Annotated in this window: 19 protein-coding genes; 5 read left to right on the top strand and 14 right to left on the bottom strand. The window is 66.6% G+C overall.

Annotated features, from left to right (window positions below; genetic code table 11):
- Positions 1 to 83: 83 nt before the first annotated feature.
- Positions 84 to 182: a PEP-CTERM sorting domain-containing protein gene (locus IGS68_RS36285; RefSeq protein WP_201077868.1), complete on the bottom strand. Its 99-nt coding sequence runs from the start codon at positions 180 to 182 to the stop codon at positions 84 to 86.
- Positions 183 to 431: 249 nt separating this feature from the next.
- Here IGS68_RS36285 and IGS68_RS05255 point away from each other — a divergent pair, with 249 nt between their 5' ends.
- Entirely contained in the window at positions 432 to 1,700 is a 1,269-nt protein-coding gene (locus IGS68_RS05255) for an IS256 family transposase (RefSeq protein WP_201077870.1), read from the top strand.
- 107 nt (positions 1,701 to 1,807) lie between these two features.
- Here IGS68_RS05255 and IGS68_RS05260 read toward each other — a convergent pair whose 3' ends face one another.
- From IGS68_RS05260 to IGS68_RS05290, 7 genes are all read right to left on the bottom strand, one after another.
- A complete protein-coding gene (locus IGS68_RS05260; protein WP_201077871.1) occupies positions 1,808 to 2,197 on the bottom strand; it encodes a Rieske (2Fe-2S) protein in 390 nt (129 codons plus the stop codon).
- Between the two features lie 3 nt (positions 2,198 to 2,200).
- Entirely contained in the window at positions 2,201 to 4,645 is a 2,445-nt protein-coding gene (gene nirB, locus IGS68_RS05265; RefSeq protein ID WP_201077872.1) for a nitrite reductase large subunit NirB, read from the bottom strand.
- Between the two features lie 39 nt (positions 4,646 to 4,684).
- The gene (locus IGS68_RS05270) at positions 4,685 to 5,035 is read right to left on the bottom strand and encodes a hypothetical protein (protein WP_201077873.1); all 351 of its coding nucleotides are present in this window, start codon (positions 5,033 to 5,035) and stop codon (positions 4,685 to 4,687) included.
- Between the two features lie 42 nt (positions 5,036 to 5,077).
- Positions 5,078 to 7,210 carry a molybdopterin oxidoreductase family protein gene (locus IGS68_RS05275; protein WP_201077874.1) on the bottom strand — a complete coding sequence of 711 codons (2,133 nt, stop codon included), beginning with the start codon at positions 7,208 to 7,210 and terminating at the stop codon, positions 5,078 to 5,080.
- Positions 7,211 to 7,214: 4 nt separating this feature from the next.
- Entirely contained in the window at positions 7,215 to 8,426 is a 1,212-nt protein-coding gene (locus tag IGS68_RS05280; protein ID WP_201077875.1) for a nitrate/nitrite transporter, read from the bottom strand.
- Between the two features lie 417 nt (positions 8,427 to 8,843).
- Positions 8,844 to 9,026 carry a hypothetical protein gene (locus IGS68_RS05285; protein WP_201077876.1) on the bottom strand — a complete coding sequence of 61 codons (183 nt, stop codon included), beginning with the start codon at positions 9,024 to 9,026 and terminating at the stop codon, positions 8,844 to 8,846.
- 203 nt (positions 9,027 to 9,229) lie between these two features.
- Positions 9,230 to 10,303 carry an IS630 family transposase gene (locus IGS68_RS05290; protein WP_201077878.1) on the bottom strand — a complete coding sequence of 358 codons (1,074 nt, stop codon included), beginning with the start codon at positions 10,301 to 10,303 and terminating at the stop codon, positions 9,230 to 9,232.
- A gap of 96 nt (positions 10,304 to 10,399) precedes the next feature.
- Between IGS68_RS05290 and IGS68_RS05295 the strand changes: the two genes are divergently transcribed.
- The 4 genes from IGS68_RS05295 to IGS68_RS05310 all read left to right on the top strand — a co-directional run bounded on the left by IGS68_RS05295 (position 10,400) and on the right by IGS68_RS05310 (position 14,173).
- A complete protein-coding gene (locus tag IGS68_RS05295; RefSeq protein WP_201077880.1) occupies positions 10,400 to 11,407 on the top strand; it encodes a glycosyl transferase family protein in 1,008 nt (335 codons plus the stop codon).
- Positions 11,408 to 11,428: 21 nt separating this feature from the next.
- Positions 11,429 to 13,135, top strand: a complete 1,707-nt coding sequence (locus tag IGS68_RS05300) for a bifunctional protein-serine/threonine kinase/phosphatase (RefSeq protein ID WP_201077881.1) — start codon at positions 11,429 to 11,431, stop codon at positions 13,133 to 13,135.
- A 37-nt stretch (positions 13,136 to 13,172) separates the two neighbouring features.
- Entirely contained in the window at positions 13,173 to 13,682 is a 510-nt protein-coding gene (locus IGS68_RS05305; RefSeq protein WP_201077882.1) for a hypothetical protein, read from the top strand.
- Between the two features lie 119 nt (positions 13,683 to 13,801).
- Positions 13,802 to 14,173 (top strand): HlyD family secretion protein, encoded by a 372-nt coding sequence (locus IGS68_RS05310; protein WP_371821907.1) that lies wholly within the window; start codon positions 13,802 to 13,804, stop codon positions 14,171 to 14,173.
- Positions 14,174 to 14,301: 128 nt separating this feature from the next.
- Here IGS68_RS05310 and IGS68_RS05315 read toward each other — a convergent pair whose 3' ends face one another.
- From IGS68_RS05315 to IGS68_RS05340, 6 genes are read right to left on the bottom strand one after another with little or no spacing between them, the layout of a single operon-like run.
- Positions 14,302 to 15,291: a dipeptidase gene (locus IGS68_RS05315; RefSeq protein WP_201077883.1), complete on the bottom strand. Its 990-nt coding sequence runs from the start codon at positions 15,289 to 15,291 to the stop codon at positions 14,302 to 14,304.
- 23 nt (positions 15,292 to 15,314) lie between these two features.
- Entirely contained in the window at positions 15,315 to 16,388 is a 1,074-nt protein-coding gene (locus tag IGS68_RS05320; protein WP_201077884.1) for an ABC transporter ATP-binding protein, read from the bottom strand.
- 33 nt (positions 16,389 to 16,421) lie between these two features.
- Positions 16,422 to 17,228 (bottom strand): ABC transporter permease, encoded by an 807-nt coding sequence (locus IGS68_RS05325; protein WP_201077885.1) that lies wholly within the window; start codon positions 17,226 to 17,228, stop codon positions 16,422 to 16,424.
- Between the two features lie 13 nt (positions 17,229 to 17,241).
- Positions 17,242 to 18,147 (bottom strand): ABC transporter permease, encoded by a 906-nt coding sequence (locus IGS68_RS05330; RefSeq protein WP_201077886.1) that lies wholly within the window; start codon positions 18,145 to 18,147, stop codon positions 17,242 to 17,244.
- Between the two features lie 17 nt (positions 18,148 to 18,164).
- Positions 18,165 to 19,244 carry an ABC transporter substrate-binding protein gene (locus IGS68_RS05335; protein ID WP_201077887.1) on the bottom strand — a complete coding sequence of 360 codons (1,080 nt, stop codon included), beginning with the start codon at positions 19,242 to 19,244 and terminating at the stop codon, positions 18,165 to 18,167.
- Positions 19,245 to 19,298: 54 nt separating this feature from the next.
- Entirely contained in the window at positions 19,299 to 20,003 is a 705-nt protein-coding gene (locus tag IGS68_RS05340) for an isochorismatase family protein (RefSeq protein ID WP_201077889.1), read from the bottom strand.
- Between the last annotated feature and the right edge of the window lie 88 nt (positions 20,004 to 20,091).

The following is a 20,091-nucleotide window of genomic DNA, read 5'->3' on the forward strand; positions in this document are numbered from 1 at the left end:
GTGAATCCTATGTCTGCGTCAGTGCACTAGCCTGTTGGAAAACGGTGGGTTTCGGACAGGCAGCGTCATCCTTGGATCGTACATTAGACTTTTTGGCGCCTGCGATGCCGCACCAAGCTCAGCCCAACGCCCCCGGCGGCGATCAGTGCCAGCGTCACCGGTTCCGGGACCTCCGCGACCATGACCGGCGTCAGCAGGAAGGCACGGCCTTCGCCGCTAGGATTGGTGCCGAAGCCTGTGATCTGCCCGGTGTCGTTGATCGCATTGCCATTCAGGAGCGTCCACTCTGATCCCGCGGGGATCAGGTCGTTAAGGTCGAGCAGAGCCGCGCCGTGAGCTATGCGGGAAACTGGGTGATGACGCGGTGAGGAAGGCGGCGTATCGAGGCGGGTGACGAAGCCTGCCCGAACCTCCCGAAGGAGCGATACGCCATGAACGACGATAGCACCCTTGTCCGGCTGCGTCAGCCCGACGAGTTCGACGACCCGCTGACCGCGATCCTGCGCGCCGGAGCCCGCCGGCTGCTGGAGCAGGCCATCGAGGCGGAGGTGGAGGCCTTCCTGGCCTCCATGAAGGACCTGAGGCTGGCCGACGGCCGTGAGCGCGTGGTGCGGCACGGCCACGGCCCGGAGCGCACCATCCAGACCGGCATCGGGCCGGTCGCGGTGCGGCGCGCCAAGGTGCGCGACCGCGGCGCCGGGGAGGCGGAGGAACGGGTCCGCTTCACCTCTGCGATCCTGCCGCGCTGGGCGCGCCGGACGCCGAGCCTGGACGCCCTGCTGCCCGTGCTCTACCTGCGCGGCGTCTCGACCGGCGACTTCCAGGAGGCGCTGGCCGCCTTGCTCGGCAAGGACGCGCCCAACCTGTCGCCCGCGGTGATCGGCCGGCTCAAGCAGGACTGGGCGGAGGACTACGCGCGCTGGCAGCGGCGCGACCTGTCGGCCCGGCGCTACGTCTATGTCTGGGCCGACGGCATCCACCTGCAGGCCCGCATGGAGCCGACCGCGGAATGCATGCTGGTCGTCATCGGCGCCACGCCGGAGGGCCGCAAGGAACTGGTCGGCTTCCAGGTCGGCGTGCGCGAAAGCGCCCAGAGCTGGCGCGAGCTGCTCGTCGACCTGAAGGCGCGCGGCCTCCAGGTCGCGCCCGAGTTGGCCGTCGCCGACGGCGCGCTGGGCTTCTGGAAGGCGTTGGACGAGCTGTTCCCGGGCACGCGCCACCAGCGCTGCTGGGTCCACAAGACCGTGAACATCCTCAACAAGGTGCCGAAATCCCTCCAGCCGGCGATGAAGAAGGACCTGCAGGAGATCTGGATGGCTCCGGACCGCAAGGCGGCGCAGGACGCCCTCGGGGTCTTCGAGAAGAAGTACGGCGCCAAGTATGCCGGCGCGGTCGGTTGCCTGACCAAGGACCGCGACGCGCTGCTGGCGTTCTACGACTTCCCGGCCGAGCATTGGGAGCACCTGCGCACGACCAACCCGATCGAGAGCGTCTTCGCCACGGTGCGCCACCGGACGGTTCGGACCAAGGGCGCGCTGTCCCAGGACACCGCCAAGCTGATGGTCTTCAAGCTGGTCATGGCCGCGTCCAAGACCTGGCGCCGGCTCAACGGCGAAAACCAGTTGCCCAAGGTCATCCGCGGCGTCACATTCCGCGACGGCATCGAGGTTGCCGAGGTTCCCCTACCAAGTGCCGCCTGAAAACCGCGTCACCCAATTTCCCGCATAGCTCCAGCAGTCCCTAACCTTTTCAGACCTGATGTCTTCTTCGGTCCTATAGAGAGGAAAGGGTCAATCCTTCATTACGTTCAGCTAGGCGGCGGCGTGCCTGTGCCGATGTCGGATGTCATGGGACCGGCAGCGGGATTGGCATTGATTTCTGGGCCGTCGTCAACCTCCACGGTGATGTTCCCGTCGGGTTCGACACGGGCTGTGTATGTCTTGATGCCGCAGGTGCCGTTCAGGGAACTCCCCGTCTTCAGATCGAACATCCAGTCATGCAGCGGGCAGACCAGAGCATGGCCGCCCAGCATGCCGTCGGCCAGCGGTCCCGATCGGTGCGGGCAGCTCGCCTGGGTGGCATAGACTGCACCGTCCCTGGTGCGGAAGACGGCGACGCGGCGGTCGCCGAGCTTGAAGGTGCGCCCCTCGCCGGCGGGAAGGCCGGTCAGGGGACCCAGGGTGAAACGATCGGACATGGTTCAGCCCTCCACTGGAACGAGTGAGGTAAACTGGTTGGGGGTTGCGGGATTCTGGCCTTCCAGCCAAGGATCGCGATAGGCGTCGATCGATTCCTGCATCGCCTTGTCCAGGCGCTCGCTGATGCCCTCGCTGTCGTCCACGACGACGGATCGGAGCTTGGCGATGCCGATGCGCTCGACGTAGCTGTAGGTCCGCTCCTTCCATTTCGCGGTCTCGCGGTAATACTGCATGAAGCGGCCCATGATCTTCAGGGCCTCGTCGTGGCTGCCGACCACGCACAGCAGGTCGCCCTTGCGGATGTGGGCGCCGGCGGCGCCGCCAACATAGATCTCCCACTTGCCGTCGCCGATCGCGACCGCGCCCACGTCCTTGACGTAGGCCTCGGAGCAATTGCGCGGGCAACCGGCGGTGGCAAGCTTCAGTTTGCCCGGGCTGTCGATGCCGCGGAAGCGGTTCTCGATCCTGGTCGCCAGTGCCATGCTGTCGCCCAGGCCGAAGCGGCAGTAATCGGTGCCGATGCACGACTTGCAGGTCCGGTAGCTCTTGCCCCAGGCGTGGCCGGCCGGCATGCCCAGGTCCTTCCAGACGCCAGGCAGGTCGTCGCGCGGCACGCCGACCAGGTCGATGCGCTGGCCGCCGGTCAGCTTGACCAGCGGCACGTTGTACTTGACCGCAACGTCGGCGATCCGCTTCAGCTCGTCCGGGGTGCAGACGCCGCCCGGCATCTCCGGGATGACCGAGAAGGTGCCGTCCTTCTGGATGTTGCCGTGCATCCTGTCATTGATGAACCTGGCGTCGCGCTCGTCCTCGTACTCGCTCTTCCAGATCATCGACAGCAGCACGGCAAGGCCGGGCTTGCTGCCGGGGTCTTCCTTGCCGCCGGCCAGCACCTTAAAGACCGACGACACGGACTTCAAGTCGTTGGCGAGGATCGCCTCGATCAGGTCCTGGGTCGCGAGCGGCACGCCGGGCACATAGTAGTGGACCGAGGGGTCTTCCTCCGCCTCGCCGCCGCAGTAGAAATCGACCAGTTCGTTGACCAGCCCCTTGCACGAGCCGCAGCCCATGCCGGCCCGCGTCGCCTTCATCACCGCCGACGCGGTGCGGGCGCCGCCGGAAACGCAGCCGCCAATCGCGGCCTTGGTCACGCCGTTGCAGTTGCAGACCTGGGCCTCGGCCGGCATCTCCTCCAGCGTCACCTTTTCCGCCGGCGCGCCGAGGTCGAACAGCAGGGACAGCCGCTCGTCGGGCAGCGGCGCATCCCGGTCGAACGCCTGCATCAGGTAGGCCGCCTTGCTGATGTCCCCCATCAGGATGCCGCCGACCAGCCGCCCGTCGCGGACGATCAGCTTCTTGTAGGTGCCGCGCTTGGGCTCGGTGAACTGGACGACCTCGTCCCGCTCCTCGGTCGGCTCGGTGATGCCCATCGCGGCCACCTCGACGCCCATCACCTTCAGCTTGGTCGCCAGCTTGGAGCCGTGGTAGGCGGCATCGCGATTGCGCCCGGTGACATGGTCGGCGAACACCTTCGCCTGGTCCCACAGCGGCGCCACCAGCCCGTAGACCCGGCCCCGGTGCTGGGCGCATTCACCCACGACATAGACGTCGGGGTCGTCCACCGAACGCATGTGGTTGTCGACCACGATGGCGCGCTCCACCGTCAGGCCGCAACGCATGCCGATCTCCGCGTTCGGCCGGATGCCGGCGGAGACGACGACCAGGTCGCAGTCGATGCCGGTGCCGTCCTTGAAGGCGAGGCCGGTGATGCCGCGTTCGTCGCCCAGCACGGCCGTGGTGGATTTCTGAAGATGAACCTGCACGCCCATGGACTCCATGGCCGCCTTCAGCATGGCGCCGGCCGGGGCGTCCAGCTGCTGCTCCATCAGGTGCTTGCCGATATGGATCACGTGGACCTGGCAGCCGTGGTTGATCAGGCCGCGCGCCGCCTCCAGGCCCAGCAGGCCGCCGCCGATCACCGCCGCCTGCCGGCTCTCCCTGGCCCTCGCGATGATGCCGTCGCAGTCGTCTAGCGTGCGGAAGGCGAACACGCCGTCCCGGAGCTTACCGCCCGGGCCGGTCATGCCCTCGATCGGCGGCACGAAGGCGCGGCTGCCGGTGGCGATCAGCAGATAGTCATAGGGCATGTGGACGCCGGCGCCGGACCGCACCGTCTTGGCCGACCGGTCGATATCGGTCACCGGTGACCCGGCGTGCAAGGTGATGCCGTTGTCCCGGTACCAGTCCAGCGGGTTCATGACGATGTCGGCCGGGTCCTGGCTGCCGTTCAGCACGTTGGACAGCAGGATGCGGTTGTAGTTGCCGTAGGGTTCGTCGCCGAACATCGTGATCTCGAACAGGTCGGCGCCGCCGCGGGCGAGCACTTCCTCCACGGCGCGGGCGCCCGCCATGCCGTTGCCGATGACGACCAGTTTACGCTTGCCCATGGCTCTCTCCTGGGAAGATGGCAGCGAAGGGAGAAACCGTCAGATCTCGATCAGGCCGATGTCGAGCACCAGCGTGCCGGCCTGGCCCTCGGGCGCCCCGAGGAAGACCTCCACCCTGGTTTCCGGGAACAGGTCCTCGACCACGGCCAGCGGCACATGGACCGCGTCCTTGGCGCCGATGGGGAAATAGCGCATCGGCGCGCCATCCTTGGTCAGCACCAGGTAGACCAATTCATCCAGCGAGTTTCCGGCGCGGAGGTAGATCAGCTGGGCGCGCTTGTCCGCCGGGACCGTATAGGCCAGCGTCGGGTCCAGCTCCGCCGGCCGCGACAGGCCGCGCCCCTCGAAGTCGAACACGCCGTTGAGGAAGCGTGGGGTCGAATCCATCATGTCCGGTTTCTCCCGTGGTTCAGTGGGTGTGAAGGGCGTTCTTCAATGTTTCCGGGGCAAGTCCGCCCGTTCCAGGCGGACGGCGCAGACCTTGAACTCCGGTATGCGCGAGACGGGATCGAGGGCGGCGTTGGTCAGCAGGTTGGCGCACCCCGCGCCGCCCCAGTGGAAAGGGACGAACAACGTGTCCATCCGGATCGTCGTGACGAGGCGCGCCTTGACCACCGCGTCGCCCCGCCGGGTGACGAGCCGCACCCGGTCGCCGTTCCGGATGCCGAAGCTTCGGGCCATGCCGGGATGGATCTCGACGAAAGCTTCGGGCTCCGCCTCCAGCAGCGCCGGCACCCGGCGCGTCTGGGCGCCGGACTGGTACTGCGACAGCACCCGCCCCGTGGTCAGGTAGAGCGGGTAATGCTGGTCCGGCTCCTCGTCCGGGGGACGGTGGCCGACGGGGCTGAAGCGCGCCCTGCCGTCGGGTGTCGGGAAACGGTCGAGGAACAGGCGGGGGGTCCCGGCAGGACCAGCGGCGTCATCGGGACAGGGCCAGAAGACGCCGTCCTCCGCCACGACCCGCTCCCAGGTAATGCCGGAATAGTCCGCGAGGCCGCCGGAGCTTGCCCGGCGAAGCTCGCCGAACGCTTCGCGGGCATCGTCGGTGAAGTGGGCGCCGCGGCCCAGCCGGTCGGCCAGGGCCTTGATCACCTGGAGATCGGTGCGGACGCCGTCGGGTGCCGGCTTCGCCCGGCGCCGTAGCTGGACGCGCCCCTCCAGGTTGGTCATGGTGCCCTCCTCCTCTGCCCACTGGGCGATTGGGAGGACGACGTCGGCCATCCCGGCGGTCTCGGACAGGAACATGTCGGACACCACCAGCAGGTCGAGCGCCCGCAGGCCCTGCCGGACCTGCGCCGCATCCGGGGCCGAGACGGCGATGTTGGAGGCCATCACCAGAAGGACGCGGATGCCGGGCTTGCCCGGCTCCTCCCGGCCGAGGGCGGCGAGAAGCTCGCAGGCTGACAGCCCCGGGCCGGGAAGCGAGGCTTCCTCGACGCCCCAGACCGAAGCGGCGTGCGCCCGGTGCTCCGGGTTGTCCAGCTTGCGGTATCCCGGAAGCTGGTCGGCCTTCTGGCCGTGCTCGCGCCCGCCCTGGCCGTTGCCTTGGCCGGTCAGGGTGCCGAAGCCGCAGAAAGGTTTGCCGACCTTGCCCAGCGCCAGCGCCAGGTTGATGAAAGACAGCACGTTGTCGACACCGGAGCTCTGCTGCTCCGGCCCGCGGGCGGTCAGCACCATCGCCGTCCCGGCGGTGCCCAGCATGCGGGCGGCCTCGTTGATGCGGTCGGCGGGAACGCCGGTGATGCGCTCGCTCCGATCGGGCCAGTAGGAGCCTACGGTCCGCCGGACTTGCTCGAACCCGACGGTGCGCAGCCCGATGAAGTCGAGGTCCAGGTAGCCTTGCCGGATCACCGAGTTCAGCAGGGCGTTGCCGAGCGCGGCGTCGGTTCCCGGAGTGATCTGGAGATGCAGGTCCGCCAGCGCCGCCGTGGGCGTGACTCGGGGATCGACGACGATCAGGCGGCCGCCTCGGCGTTTCTGCTCCTCGAAGTACTGCATCATGACGGGCAGCGATTCAGCCGGGTTGCCGCCGACCAGGAGGATCACCTCGGCCCTCCCGATATCCTCCAGCGGGAACGGCAGGCCGCGGTCGATGCCGAACGCCTTCATCCCGGCCGCGGCGGCCGATGCCATGCAGAAACGGCCGTTGTAGTCGATGTTGGGGGTACGGAGCGCCACGCGGGCGAACTTGCCCAGCATGTAGGACTTCTCGTTGGTCAGCCCGCCGCCGCCGAATATGCCGACGGCGGCCGGACCATGCTCCCGCTGGGTCCGGCCGATCGCGTCGGTGATCCTGTCAAGCGCCTCGTTCCACGAGGCGGGGCGCAGGGGGCCGTCCTTGCTGTCGCGCATCAGGGGCGTGGTAAGCCGGTCGGGTGCCGACAGCAGGTCGGCGGCCGTCCAGCCCTTGCGGCACAGTCCGCCCCGATTGGTCGGGAAATCGCGGGCGGCCACGGTGTAACGGACCTCCCCGCAGGCGTCTTCCCGGACCAGGGTCATGCCGCACTGGAAGGCGCAGTACGGACAGTGCGTGTCCGTGCGGGTCCCCGCATGCGTCCCCGCCATGCCGTCAGACCTTGGCGGCGGTCATGTGGGCGGCACCCCAGGTCGTCCGCCACCGCCTCTTAACGCCGGACAGGCCGAGCAGAGCCACCACCGCCAGCAGAGCGAACACCAGGAATCCCGCCTGGTAGTCGCCGAACCACTGCTTCGACAGGCCCAGGCTCGATGCCAGATAGAACCCGCCGATGCCCCCGGACATGCCGACCATCCCGGTCATGACGCCGATCTCCCGCCGGAAACGCTGGGGGACGAGCTGGAACACGGCGCCGTTGCCCATACCCAGGGCCTGCATGGCGCATCCGAAGGCGATCAGCGCGAGCCAGGCATTGGGCAGGCCGAAGCTGACGATGATCAGGAAAGCCGCCGCGATGGCATACATGATGCTGAGCGACCGGATACCGCCGATCCGGTCGGCGAGATAGCCGCCCACCGGCCGCATCACCGACCCCAGGAAGACACAGGCCGCCGTGAAGTAGCCCGCTTCCACGGCGCCCAGCCCGTAGAGGTCGTTGAAGTAGATGGTCAGGGAGGACGCGAGGCCGACGAAGCCACCGAAGGTCACACTGTAGAAGAACATGAACCACCAGGCGTCGACCTCCCGGAGCACCGCCAGATATTCCTTCAGGGACTTGGGCGGCGGGGCATCCGGGCTGTCCTTCGCCATGACGAGGAAGGCCACGAAGGCGATGCCCAGCGGAATGAGGGCCAGCCCGAAGACGCTGTTCCAGCCGTACCAGACGGCCAGCGTCGGTGCGAACAGGGCCGCGAAGACAGTGCCGGAGTTGCCGGCGCCGGCGATGCCCAGCGCGGTTCCCTGGTGCTCGGGCGGGTACCAGCGCGACGCCAGCGGCAGGGCCACGGCGAAGGAGGCGCCGGCGACGCCGAGGAACACGGCCAGCAGCATCACCTGCCACAGGGCGGACAGTTGGACCAGCCATGCGGCGCCGAGCGCCCCGATCACCAGCAGCTGGCCGATGATGCCGGTCAGCTTCGGGCCGATCCGGTCGACCATCAGGCCTAGCACGACGCGCAGGAACGCTCCGGCCAGTACGGGGGTGGCCACCATCAGGCCCTTCTGGGCCGGGCTGAGCGCGAGGGTTTCGGAAATCTGGACGCCGAGCGGCCCCAGCAGCACCCATACCATGAAGCTGACATCGAAATACAGGAACGCGGCGAACAGGGTCGGTGGATGACCCGCCTTCCAGAAACTAGAGTGCATGGAGCTCCTTTCCCCGGATTTTTCTGCGGCTGCGACCCAACTCAGCCGAGAAAACATAAAATTAATCTTTCGATTTTATGCTTATATCTTCATCCATCCGGGGAAATGGCGTCGCAATCCATGTGCCAACTGTCACGTTGGTGTCATGCGAACATCTTTCACAGATGAAGATCTATAACTTCATTGCTGCGGAACCGCCCGCTCTTACCCAATTAAGAGGTACTCGACGATCTTCCGATCTAGAGAAGGTGCTTGAAATCACCGACGCCGGACAGGTGTGGCTGGTCGGCGTCGGTCACTGCATGGAATTAAGGCGCGTCGGAAACGATAATTGCCCAATATCTGCTCAACCTGCCGTCATCATGACAGTCTGAATAAATCTTGGGCGACGGCCCCGATGCTTAGCCCTCCCGGTGCTCAGCTGTGGGATCCGGGCGATTTCGGCACGCCGATTGCCGGAGAGGTCAATTCGGGATCGTTGCGGCTGGCATCATTGCTGTCAGGCGCTGTATTAGCGACGGCATTGTGGTTCAGCCGCTTCGCCTTCTGCATGCCATCGATCTCCATCTTTCGGGCTTGCCCCTGGTTGTCCTTGGCCATGGGGTATTTCCTTGATGATGTCGGTGCAAAATCAGGTTGAGACTCTGGAACGGAGTTGCGGTCACGCTCGTTCCTACCACTTGACCGCTACTACCGCGGACGGTAGCGCCGGCATTCACATGCAATGCGGAGCAAAGCGAAGCCACCGATATCTCATGGAACAAAATGCTGCACCGCACCAGCATGTCCGCTAGTGCAGCGACTCATTGAAGGGATGCAGCGGGAAGGCGCCTGAGCTTTTCCAGGATGGTCTCGGCGGGCTTGGTCCAGACGAAGGGTTTTGCCTTGCCGTTATGCTCCTTGATGAAGCGGCGGATCGCGTCCTCCAGTTGGGGGACGGAGGTGAAGACGCCACGCTTCAGGCGCTTGCTGGTCAGGGTCGAGAAGAAGCCCTCGACGGCGTTCAGCCAGGACGCCGAGGTGGGCGTGTAATGGAAAACCCAACGCGGGTGATCGGCCAGCCAGGCCTGCACCTTCGGGTGCTTGTGGGTGGCGTAGTTGTCCAGGATGGCATGGACGATCCTGCCCGCCGGAACGGCGCGCTCGACGGCGTTGAGGAACTTGATGAACTCCTGATGACGGTGCTGGCTCATGCAGCGGCCGACCACGGTGCCGTCCAGCACGTTCAGGGCCGCGAACAGGGTGGTGGTGCCGTGGCGCTTGTAGTCGTGGGTCATGGTTCCGCATTTCCCCGGCTTCAGCGGCAGTCCCGGCTGGGTGCGGTCGAGCGCCTGGATCTGCGATTTCTCGTCGATGGATATGACCACCGCGTGGGCGGGTGGGTCCATGTAGAGGCCGACGACGTCCTCGACCTTGGCGGCGAAGGCCGGATCGTTGGACCGCTTGAAGGTGCGGATGCGGTGGGGCTGGAGCCGATGCGCCTCCCAGATCCGCTGGATCGTGCGCAGGCTCAGGCCGACCGCCTCGGCCATCGCCCGCCCGGTCCAGTGGGTCGCCGTTCCGGGCGGTTCCGCGCAGGTCAGGGCAACGATCCGCCGAACCGTCTCCTCCGGGACCGGAGCCTTGCCCGGCTTGCGGCTGGGTTCGCGCAGCAGCACGTCCACGCCCTTCTCGGCGAAGCGACGCTGCCAGCGCCAAACCGAGGGGCGGCTTACCCCGGTCTGCCGGGCGATTTCCAGGACCGGCAGCCGATCCGCCGACAGAAGCACGATACGGGCCCGCTGCGTGTGTTTGAGCGGGCGGCTGCGGTCCCCGATGACGGCGGCCAACCGCGCGCGGTTCTCAGGGCTGACGATGACGCTGACTGTCTGGGCCATGACCCCAGACTCGCACAATGCCGCCCTTGTGTGAATCCCTTGCCGGCGTCAATGCACTAGAATATCGTTGATGAAAATCGGGGAAAGTCACCGATCATGCAGGAACATCCGTTCGCCGAATATACGAGGGCTTTGGGCAAGGGACCGAAGCTGTTCCGCGACCTGGAGGAGCACGAGCCCGAAACGGCCATGACGATGGTCCTGCGCGGCGAGGTCGATCCCATCCAGCTCGGCGCCTTCCTTCTGCTGCTGAGGCGCAAGGGAGAGACGGGAGCGGAGCTTGCCGGATTCGTCCGGGCGGCGAAGTCGGTGCTCGCCCGGCCCGACGACCCGATCGTTCCCGACCTGGGCTGGCCCTCCTACGCCGACCGGCACCGACAGCAGCCCTGGTTTGTGCTGTCGGCGCTGCTGCTGGCGGCAGAGGGCGTCAAGGTGCTGATGCAGGGCATCGACGGCGGGTCGGAAGGGTACGCCCCGACCCCCGCTGCGCTCGCCCAGCTGGGCATCCATCCCTGTGGATCCCTGACCCAAGCGGCGGCCGAACTGCGGAACAGCAATTTCGCCTATATCAGGCTGCAGGGTTTCTGTCCCGACCTGGAACGGCTGTTCCAACTCCGCCCGCTGCTGGGCGTGCGGACCGCGGTCAACACCTTCGCCCGCGACATCAACCCGCTGGACGCCCCTGCCCAGATCCAGAGCGTGTTCCATCCGCCCTACCGCCCGCTGCACCAGGAGATCGCGATCCGCCTGGGCCAGCCCCGCGCCGCCATCTTCAAGGGTATCGGCGGCGAGGCGCAACGCTCCCCCCTGAAGGAGTGCGTGGTCGCGACCGTCGAGGACGGCCAGGCGGCGGAGGAATTCTGGGCGCCCCGGCTCGCGGAACGGATGGAAACGACCTACCAGTGGCGTGCCGAGGACCTGGATCCACGCCACCCCGCCCTGCTGTGGGCGGGGGAGTTGGACAACCCGGTCGCCGAGCAGGCGGTCATCGCGACCGCAGCCGTGGGCCTGAGGGCCGTTGGCCGAGCCGCATTGATCGAGGAGGCCGAGGCAATGGCCGAGCGGCTGTGGCGGTCGCGGTCTCCGGGCCGGTTCCGCGCCTGACGGCGCGTGGATTCCATCGGCATGAATGAGGTTCGCTCCAAGGGCATCCAGATCCGGTTCGGCATCGCTTCGGAACAGGGCCGGCGCCCGCGGAACGAGGATTACGCCGGTCTTTACGAGGGAACCGCGCTCCAGCGCATTCGGCAGGGGATCGTCGCGGCGGTGGCCGACGGTGTCGGCGGCGCCAAGGGCGGGCGCGTCGCGGCGGAGCTGGCGGTCAGGACTTTCATCGATGGCTACTATGCCCAGCCGGCGACGGTCGGCGTTCATTACGCCGCCGCAGCGTCGATCGACGCCTTCAACCGGTGGATACACCAACTCGGCCGGACCGACGCGATGTTGGAGAATGCGTCCTGCACCTTCACGTCGCTGATCCTGCTCGGCAGGAAGGCCCATGTCCTCCATGTCGGCGACAGTCGTGCCTACCGCTTGAGCGGCGACGACCTAGTGCGCCTGACGGAGGACCACACGCTCAAGCATCCGGACCTGAGGCACGTGCTGTTCCGGGCGATCGGAATCGAGCCGTCGGTCAGGCTCGACTATTCGGCCGAGGCATTGAAGCCGCACGACCGCTTACTGCTGTGCTCGGACGGGGTCCACGGCACCCTGGGAGACCGCCGCATCCGCGACCTGCTGATAAGGGGCCTGGCGCCGGAGGAGGCGGCGCGGGAGATCGTCGCCTCCGCCTTCCAGGCCGGCAGCACCGACAACATCACGGCCCTGGTCATCGACGTCATCCGCCTGCCTCCGGCGGAGCATGCCGACCTTGAATCGGCTATCGCCGCCCTGCCGATCCGCGATCCGGTGCCCAGGACGGGAGATACAGTCGACGGCTTCCGGTTGGACAGCGTTCTGTCGGACGGGCGCTACAGCCGCCTGTTCAAGGCCGCCGACACCGCCAACGGCGACCGCTGGGTCGTGGTGAAGTTTCCGCAGCCCATGGTCGCGACCGATGCCACCCACCACTCCGCCTTCCTGCGCGAGGCCTGGGTGTCGGCGCGCATCCATAGCCCCTGGATCGGCGAGGTGATCGAGGTGCCGGCGGAGCGCCAGACCTGCCTTTACTCCATCATGCCCTTCTACGAGGGCGAGACGCTGGAGAAACGGCTGGGCCGCAAGCCACGGCTGAACTTGCGCGACGGCGTCGAGATCGCCATCAAGCTGTGCAAGGCGGTCGCTGCACTTCACCGTGCCGGCATCGTCCACCGCGACATCAAGCCGGACAACGTGATCCTGGAACCGCGGGGCGGTTTGAGGTTGATCGACCTGGGGGTGGTGCGCCTGCCCCGGATCGAGGATTTCCCGGCCGCCGACATTCCCGGGACGCCCAGCTACATGGCCCCGGAACTGCTCGCCGGCCAGGCCGGCGACGAGTTGAGCGACATCTATGCCTTGGGCATTACCATTTACCGGGCCTTCAGCAACCACTACCCCTATGGCGAGGTCGAGCCGTTCAGCCGGCCGCGCTTCGGCAAGCCGGCGCCCTTGTCACGCTACCGGCCCGACCTGCCGGGCTGGCTCGACGCCGTCCTGGAGCGGGCCGTGGCCGTGGATCGCCGGGACCGCGTTGCCGACGCGATCGAATTCGCCTCGGAGCTGGAAAGCGGGCTGGTGCGCGGTAGCCCTGTCAGTCTGCGCAAGCCGCCGCTTTACGACCGGAACCCCGTGCGGTTCTGGCAGACCATTTCGCTGATCCTTGCATTGATACTGCTGTTTTCTACCCTCTAGATGTTCGCTCCCTGGACAGACCGGGAAGGGACATGACATGCAGGATTCCGCTCACGACAAGGCGATCGCCGCCGTAATGAAGTGGGCGCAGCGCGAGGAGTGGCGTGACCGGCTCGGTACCCTCATCGCTAACAAGAAGGTGTCAGAAATCATCAGAGGGCAGGAGCGCATCTTCACCAGTGGGCGCGAGGCCCTGCAAGGCGAAATCGATGTGCTCCACCAGCGCATAGCCCAGCTGAACGCGCAGACCGACGCCTTCCGATCCCAATGGGAGGCCGGCCTCGATCAGCTGGCCCTGATCAACGAGGAGGTGGCGTCGGTCAGAGTTCTGGTCGAGAAAGGCCTGGAGCGTAAGCCACGCCTGCTCGCCCTGGAGCGGAACGCAGCATATCTGGCCGGCCAGCAGGGAGAGTACGCCGGACGCAGCGCGGAAGCCAGGGAGGCGATCGCCGGCGCCGAGATGGAGATCCTCAATGCAAGGCGTACCCGGGTGGAAAAGGCGGCGCTCGAACTGCGCGAAGTCGAGACCCAGCTCGCCCAGGTCTAGGAGCGCCTGGCGGAGGCCAGCGTCAAGCTCGGACGCCGTGATATCACCGCACCCCAGGGGGAACGGTCCTGAACCTGCGCTACCACACCCTGGGCGGCGTCGTCCCTCCCAGCAACGACATCCTGGACATCGTGCCGAAGGGCGAGAGGCTGGTGATCGAGGCCCGGATCGATCCGACCGACATTGATGTGGTGCATAGCGGCCTGTCCGCCAAACTGGTTCTCTCAGCTTTCAAAGGCCGGACGACGCCCCACATCGACGGGCGGGTCATCCAGGTTTCGGCCGATGCCCTGCACGACGAGCGCACCGATCAAACCTATTATCTGCCCCGGGTCGAGGCCGACGTGGCTCAACTCGCGGCGCTCGACGGGGTCAGGCTGACTCCCGGCATGCCGGTCGAGACCATCATCAACACCGGCGACCATACATTCTGTACCTACATCATCCAGCCGCTGACCGACAGTTTCAGAAGGGCCTTTCGAGAGCAGTAGGAATAGAGTTGGATGAGCGCCGTGGACATCGTACAACCTCCGTGATGAAAGGGATCAGTCCGTCACATGGCACTTCCAGTGCTGGAATGCGGGAGGCCGTCCATCTCATCAAGGTTACACAACGCCTCTCAGCCGCCCCAGACATCTTCGAGCAGCCGCAACCAGTTCCCGCCCATGATCTTCTCGATGCGGCTCGCCCGCCAGCCACGGCGTTCCATCGCCGAGGTCAGGTTCGGGAAGTCGGCGATCTCGCGGAAGCCGGCGGGGTTCACCACCTCGCCGAAGTCGGTCAGCTTGCGGCCGTTGCCCTTGTCGTGGGTGATCCAGTCGAAGAAGGGTTTGCCGTAACCCTGGGTGAAGTCGGTGCCGACGCCGACCCTGTCCTCGCCGATCAGGCCGATGACGTATTCGATCGCCGCGACATAGTCGTCCACCGTGGAGGCGGGGCCCTTCGGCAGGAAAGGCGGAAACATGGTGACGCCGACGAATCCGTCGTGCTCGGCGATGAACCGGAGCTGCTCGTCGCTCTTGTTGCGTGGATGCGCCTTCAGGCCCGACGGCAGGCAGTGGGAATAGGCGACACGCTGCCTGGAGGCCCGTATCACGTCTTCCGAGGTCTTCGGCCCGACATGCGACAGGTCGCACAGGATGCCGAGGCGGTTCATTTCCGTAACCACGTCGTGCCCGAAGTCGGACAGGCCGCCGTCACGACCCTCGTAGCACCCCGACCCCACGAGGTTCTGAGTATTGTAGGTCATCTGGATGATGCGCACGCCCAACTCGTGGAACAGATCCAGATACTCCAGGCGGTCCTCGATCGCCGAGGTGTTCTGCCAGCCGAGAATGATCCCGGTCCGCCTTTCGTCCTTCGCCCGCCGGATATCGCCGGCCGTCCGGACCTGCGTGATCAGATCCCGATGGTCGCGGAACCAGCCCTTCCAGCGGGCGACGTTCCGCATCGTCTCCTCGAAGCCTTCCCAGACGCAGCAGGTGCAGTTGGCCGCGGTGATCCCGCCGCGCCGCATCTCGCGGAAGATTTCGGGTCCGAAGTCCGAGACGATCAGTCCGTCGATGACGACCAGGTCGTCGTGCAGCTTGCTCACTTTATTCCTCTCCATGCCTGTCTTCTTTATTCGATTGGTCACATCGGAACCAGGACGCCGGCGTGCCGGCTCCACGACGCCCGGACCCTGGCCCCGGCTTCCAGAGCCTGCGGTCCGCCGAGGGCCGAGGCGGGACGCCGCGCGACCAGTGTCAGACCGGACGGCGTGCGCAGCCGATAGTCGATGACGTGGCCGCGGTATGTCGCGTTCTCGATCTCCGCCTCCAGCGAGTTCGCCGGATCGGGGCCGCCGCCGACCGTGACCTCGATGCGCTCCGGCCGCACGGCATAGGCGAGCGCGGCGTGCCCGCGTCCGTTCTGCCCGTCGGTGTCGACCGTGATCAGGTCGCCACTGGCGGTCCGGAACTCGCCGGGACCTTCACGCCGCCCTTCCAACAGGTTGGTCACGCCCATGAACTCGGCGACGAAGTGCGACCTTGGAGTTTCGAACACCTCGTCCGGCGTGCCGTCCTGCTCAATCCGGCCCTGACGCATCACGACGACGCGGTCGGCGACCGACAGGGCCTCGTCCTGGTCGTGGGTGACGAAGACCGTGGTGATGCCGAGGCTGCGCTGAAGCTCCCGGATCTCGATCTTCATCTCCTGGCGGAGCTGCGCGTCCAGGTTGGACAGCGGCTCGTCCAGCAGGAGCACGTCCGGCTCGATCACCAGCGCGCGGGCCAGCGAAACCCTCTGCTGCTGCCCGCCGGACAACTGCTTGGGCAGCCGGTCGGCCAGATGGCCCAGCCGCACGCGGTCCAGGGCAGTCCTGACGCGCAGCGCCGCCTCGACCTTGGGAACCTTGCGCATCTCCAGGCCGAAGCCGACGTTCTGCGCCACCGTCATGTGCGGGAAAAGCGCATAATTCTGGAACCCGAACCCCATGTTGCGCCGCGCGGGCGGCAAGGCGGTCACGTCCCGCCCGCCCACGAAGATCCGCCCCTGGGTCACGCCCACGAAACCGCCGATCATCCGCAGCGTGGTGGTCTTGCCGCATCCCGACGGACCCAGCAGCGCCACCAGATGGCCCTGGGGGATCGAGAGGGATACATCGTCCACGGCCAGCGTCTGCCCGTACCGCTTGACGATGGACTGGAGAACGACATCCGACATGATCCGATCACTCCCCTTTTCCGTGAAGCCGCATCAGAACGCGCGGCCCAGCTTGGCGTATCGGTCGCTCGCCAGCAGCAGCGCCCCAATGATGGCGATCTGCACCGTCGCGACCGCCGCGACCGTGGAATCCAGGTTCCATTCCAAGTAGTTGACCAGCGCGATCTGGAGCGTCGTGCGCCCGGCGCCGACCAGGAAGATCGATTTCTCCAGGTCGATGAACGAGATCACGAACGAGAACAACGCCGCCGCGACGATTCCCGGCCGGATGGCCGGCAATGTCACCCGCCGGAACACGGTCAGCGGCGATGCCCCCAGGCTCGCCGCGGCCTCCTCGACCGAGCGGTCCATGCCGGCCAGCGACGCCGTGACCAGCCGCACGGTCCAGGGCAGGGCGATCAGCCCGTGCGCGATGAGCAGTCCGCCCAGCGTTCCGGCGATCTGCCGGTCGAACAGCACCTCCAGCTCGATGAAGGCGATGAACAGCGCGGCACCGCCGACGATGCCGGGCACGATCATGGGCGCCAGCAGCAGCGTCTGGATCGCGTCGCGTCCGGGAAAGCGCCCGCGTGCCAGCGCCAGCGAGGCGGGCACGCCGAGCGCCAGGCTGATCACCGCGGCACAGGCCGCTGTCTGCACGCTGGTCGCGAAGCCTTCGCGGAAGGTGTCCATCTCCCAGGCGCGGACGTACCAGGCGAGCGTGTAGCCCTCCGGCGGAAACGTCAGGATGCGGTTGGAAAAGAAGCTGACCCAGACGATCCCGGCCAGCGGCAGCAGGATGAAGGCGATAACGGCGGCGGACAGCGCCGCGTAGATCCGCCCGGTCCAACCGGCGTTCATCAGGCACCCCCTCTCATTCCGACCAGCGCCGGTAGCGCCGCTGGACCAGCAGGTTCGCAGTCGTGGTCAGGACCAGCGTCACCGCCATCAGGATGAAGGCCAGAGCCGATCCGAACGGCCAGTTCATCGCCTTCGCGACCTGCTGGTAGACCTCGGGCGCCATCATGTGGAACTGCGGACCGCCGATCAGCACCGGGGTCGCATAGGCGTTCATCGACAGGATGAAGCACAGCATCGTGCCGGCCAGAATGCCTGGCAGTGCCAGCGGAAGCACCACCCGCCACAACACCATGGCGTGACCGGCGCCCAGACTTTCCGCCGCGTCCTCCAGGTTGCGGTCGATCCCCTCCAGTACGCTGCGCAGCGTGACGATCATGAAGGGCAGCATGACCGACACCAGCCCGATCACCACGGCGGCGGGCGTGTACATCAGGCGCAGCGGCGGAAAGACGCCGGTGGCCTCCAGCCCGGCGGCGAGCAGCCCATGGTCCCCCAGGATCACCATCCAGGCCGCCGTCCGGACGGCGTTTCCCATCAGCAGCGGCAGGATGATCAGGATCATCAGCCGCGATTTCCAGGCGGGCGACGCCTGCCGGACCAGATAGTAGGCAACCGGAAATCCGGCGACCAGGCAGAGCAGCGTGGACAGGCCGGAAACCCACAGGGTCGTGAACAGGACCTCCTGATAGAAACCGTCGCCGAAGAACTTCGCGTAGTTCTCCAGCGTCAGCGCCTTCGTCATCAGCTCGCCCGGCACGAAGCGGTTGAGGCTGAATCGGAACATCAGGGCGAGCGGCCCGAGCAGCGCCAGCACCACGAACAGGGTCGCGGGCGATGTCAGGCCGAACACCGGCGGAAGGCGTCTCCCGCCCGCCGCGCGCGGCGGAGAGGGGGACGCGGTCACGGCAGCGCTCGTCATCGGCTTCGCGTCCTCCATCACCGGGTGATGGTCTTGTTCCACCACTCCAACCATTCGGCGGTGTTCTTGGCGACATAAGCGTAATCGGGGAATTTCAGCGCCGCCGCCTGATCGGGCGAGAAATCGATCAGCTCGCGCAGGTCCGGCGACAGCTCGGCGGCGCCGTTGGCCGGAGCGTAGAAGCTGGCACCCGCCAGCCCGGCCATCGCCTTCCGGTCGAGCATGGCGTCGAAATAGACATGGGCAAGTTCGGAACTGGGCGCCCGCTTCGGCAGCCCCGCGCCGAACATCACGGCGATGGCGCCCTCCTCCGGATACTGGATCGCCAGCGGCGCGCCGTCGTTCCGCCATTGCAGGCCGCGTGCCTTGTAGTTGACGGCGATGTCCACCTCTCCGGTCGCCAGAGCGGCGCCCAGTTGCTGGTGGGCGGCGTAGATGCGCGGCTCGACCGTCTCCTTCAGCTCGACCAGCTTGCGCTTCCCGGCCTCGCCGTCGGTCACCGATCCGCCGGCCAGCAGACTGCCCATCATGATGTAGTTGAAATAGAGCTGGTTGGTCAGGCCGACCTTGCCGGCCCACTTCGTGTCGAACAGTTCAGCGTAGGACTTGGGCGGGTTCGGCACCTTGTCCCTGTTGTAGATGATGACGACGCCGCTGTAGAGCCAGGGCACGAAATAGGGCCGGTTCTTCAGCGACGGCACCACGTCACCGTAGTTCGGCACCTTGGAGAAGTCGATCTCGGTCAGCACGTCCTGGGTGAACATCTCGTAGCTGTCCCCCTCGTTGATGTGCAGGACGTCCACGGTGCCCCGCCGCAACCTGCGTTCCGCCAGCAGCTTGGCCTTGCGCTCCGGTTCCATGCCGAGATCGTGGGAGATGCGGATCCCCTTGCTCTCCACCAGAGGTTCTTCGACGAAGCGGACCGTCCGCTCGTTCCAGTCGCCGCCCCAGTTGGACACGACCAGCGTGCCTCCCTGGGCCCGCGCGGGTCTCCCCGGCAGGGTGAGGGCCGCTCCCGCGGCGCCGGCCGCTCCGAGGCCGAACAGGACATCACGGCGCGTCGGCGCCCCGGACAAGCGGTCGATCAGCTTCGTCAAAGTGAACCCCCTGTTTTTCTTGAATATTTCTGAACTGTTGGCGGCCCGTAGGGCTCAGGCCGCGGCTTTGCGTCCGACCTCGTCGAGATACTGGACGCAGCGGTCCACGGACTCGACGTCGGCGAACTTCGCGTCGATGTCGAACAGGTTCCACGCGACGGCACCCGGCACCCGGTCGCCGATGCATTCCCTCACCGCGATGGTGCGGAAGCCTTCGGCGAGACCGTCGCACAGCGTCGTGCGCACGCAGGCCGACGCGGTCACGCCGGTGACCAGGATGGTGTCCACGCCGTTGGCCCGCAGGAAGCCGGCAAGATAGGTCCCGTGGAAGGCGCTGGCGCGCTTCTTGACCAGCACCTGCTCGCCCGCGACCGGCTCGATCCGGCTGTCGATCGCCCACAGTTCCGGCTTGTCCTGCTCGACCACCTCGATCGGGATCTTATGGTGCCACAGTCCCATGTCAGTCGCGGCGTCGCGTCCGTCCGTCACCTGATAGCAGGTGGTGACGTGGACGACGGGATGGCGGTTCCGCCGGCAGGCCGCCAGAAGCTGCTGGACGCCCGGAATGATCTGATCGTCGATCTTCTCGCAGGTGAACGGATTCCCGGGCCGTGTCCAGGCGTTGGCGAGATCGACGTTGATCAGGGCCGGCCGGCTGCCGAAGCCCACCCGGCGCTGGAATCCGCGCTTCTGGTACAGTTCGGTGGCCTGTGCGAAGGCGGCGTTCAGCGCCGCGTCGAGGTCGTTATCGAATGACATTGTCGCACCCTGTTGAGCGTCGGCCGCCCCGTTTTCGGATCTTTTCGGCGGCCTCGGACCCGAGCATGCGACAGGAGATCCAGTCCGT

The sequence above is a fragment of the Skermanella sp. TT6 genome (assembly GCF_016653635.2).
Lineage (GTDB): Bacteria > Pseudomonadota > Alphaproteobacteria > Azospirillales > Azospirillaceae > Skermanella > Skermanella cutis.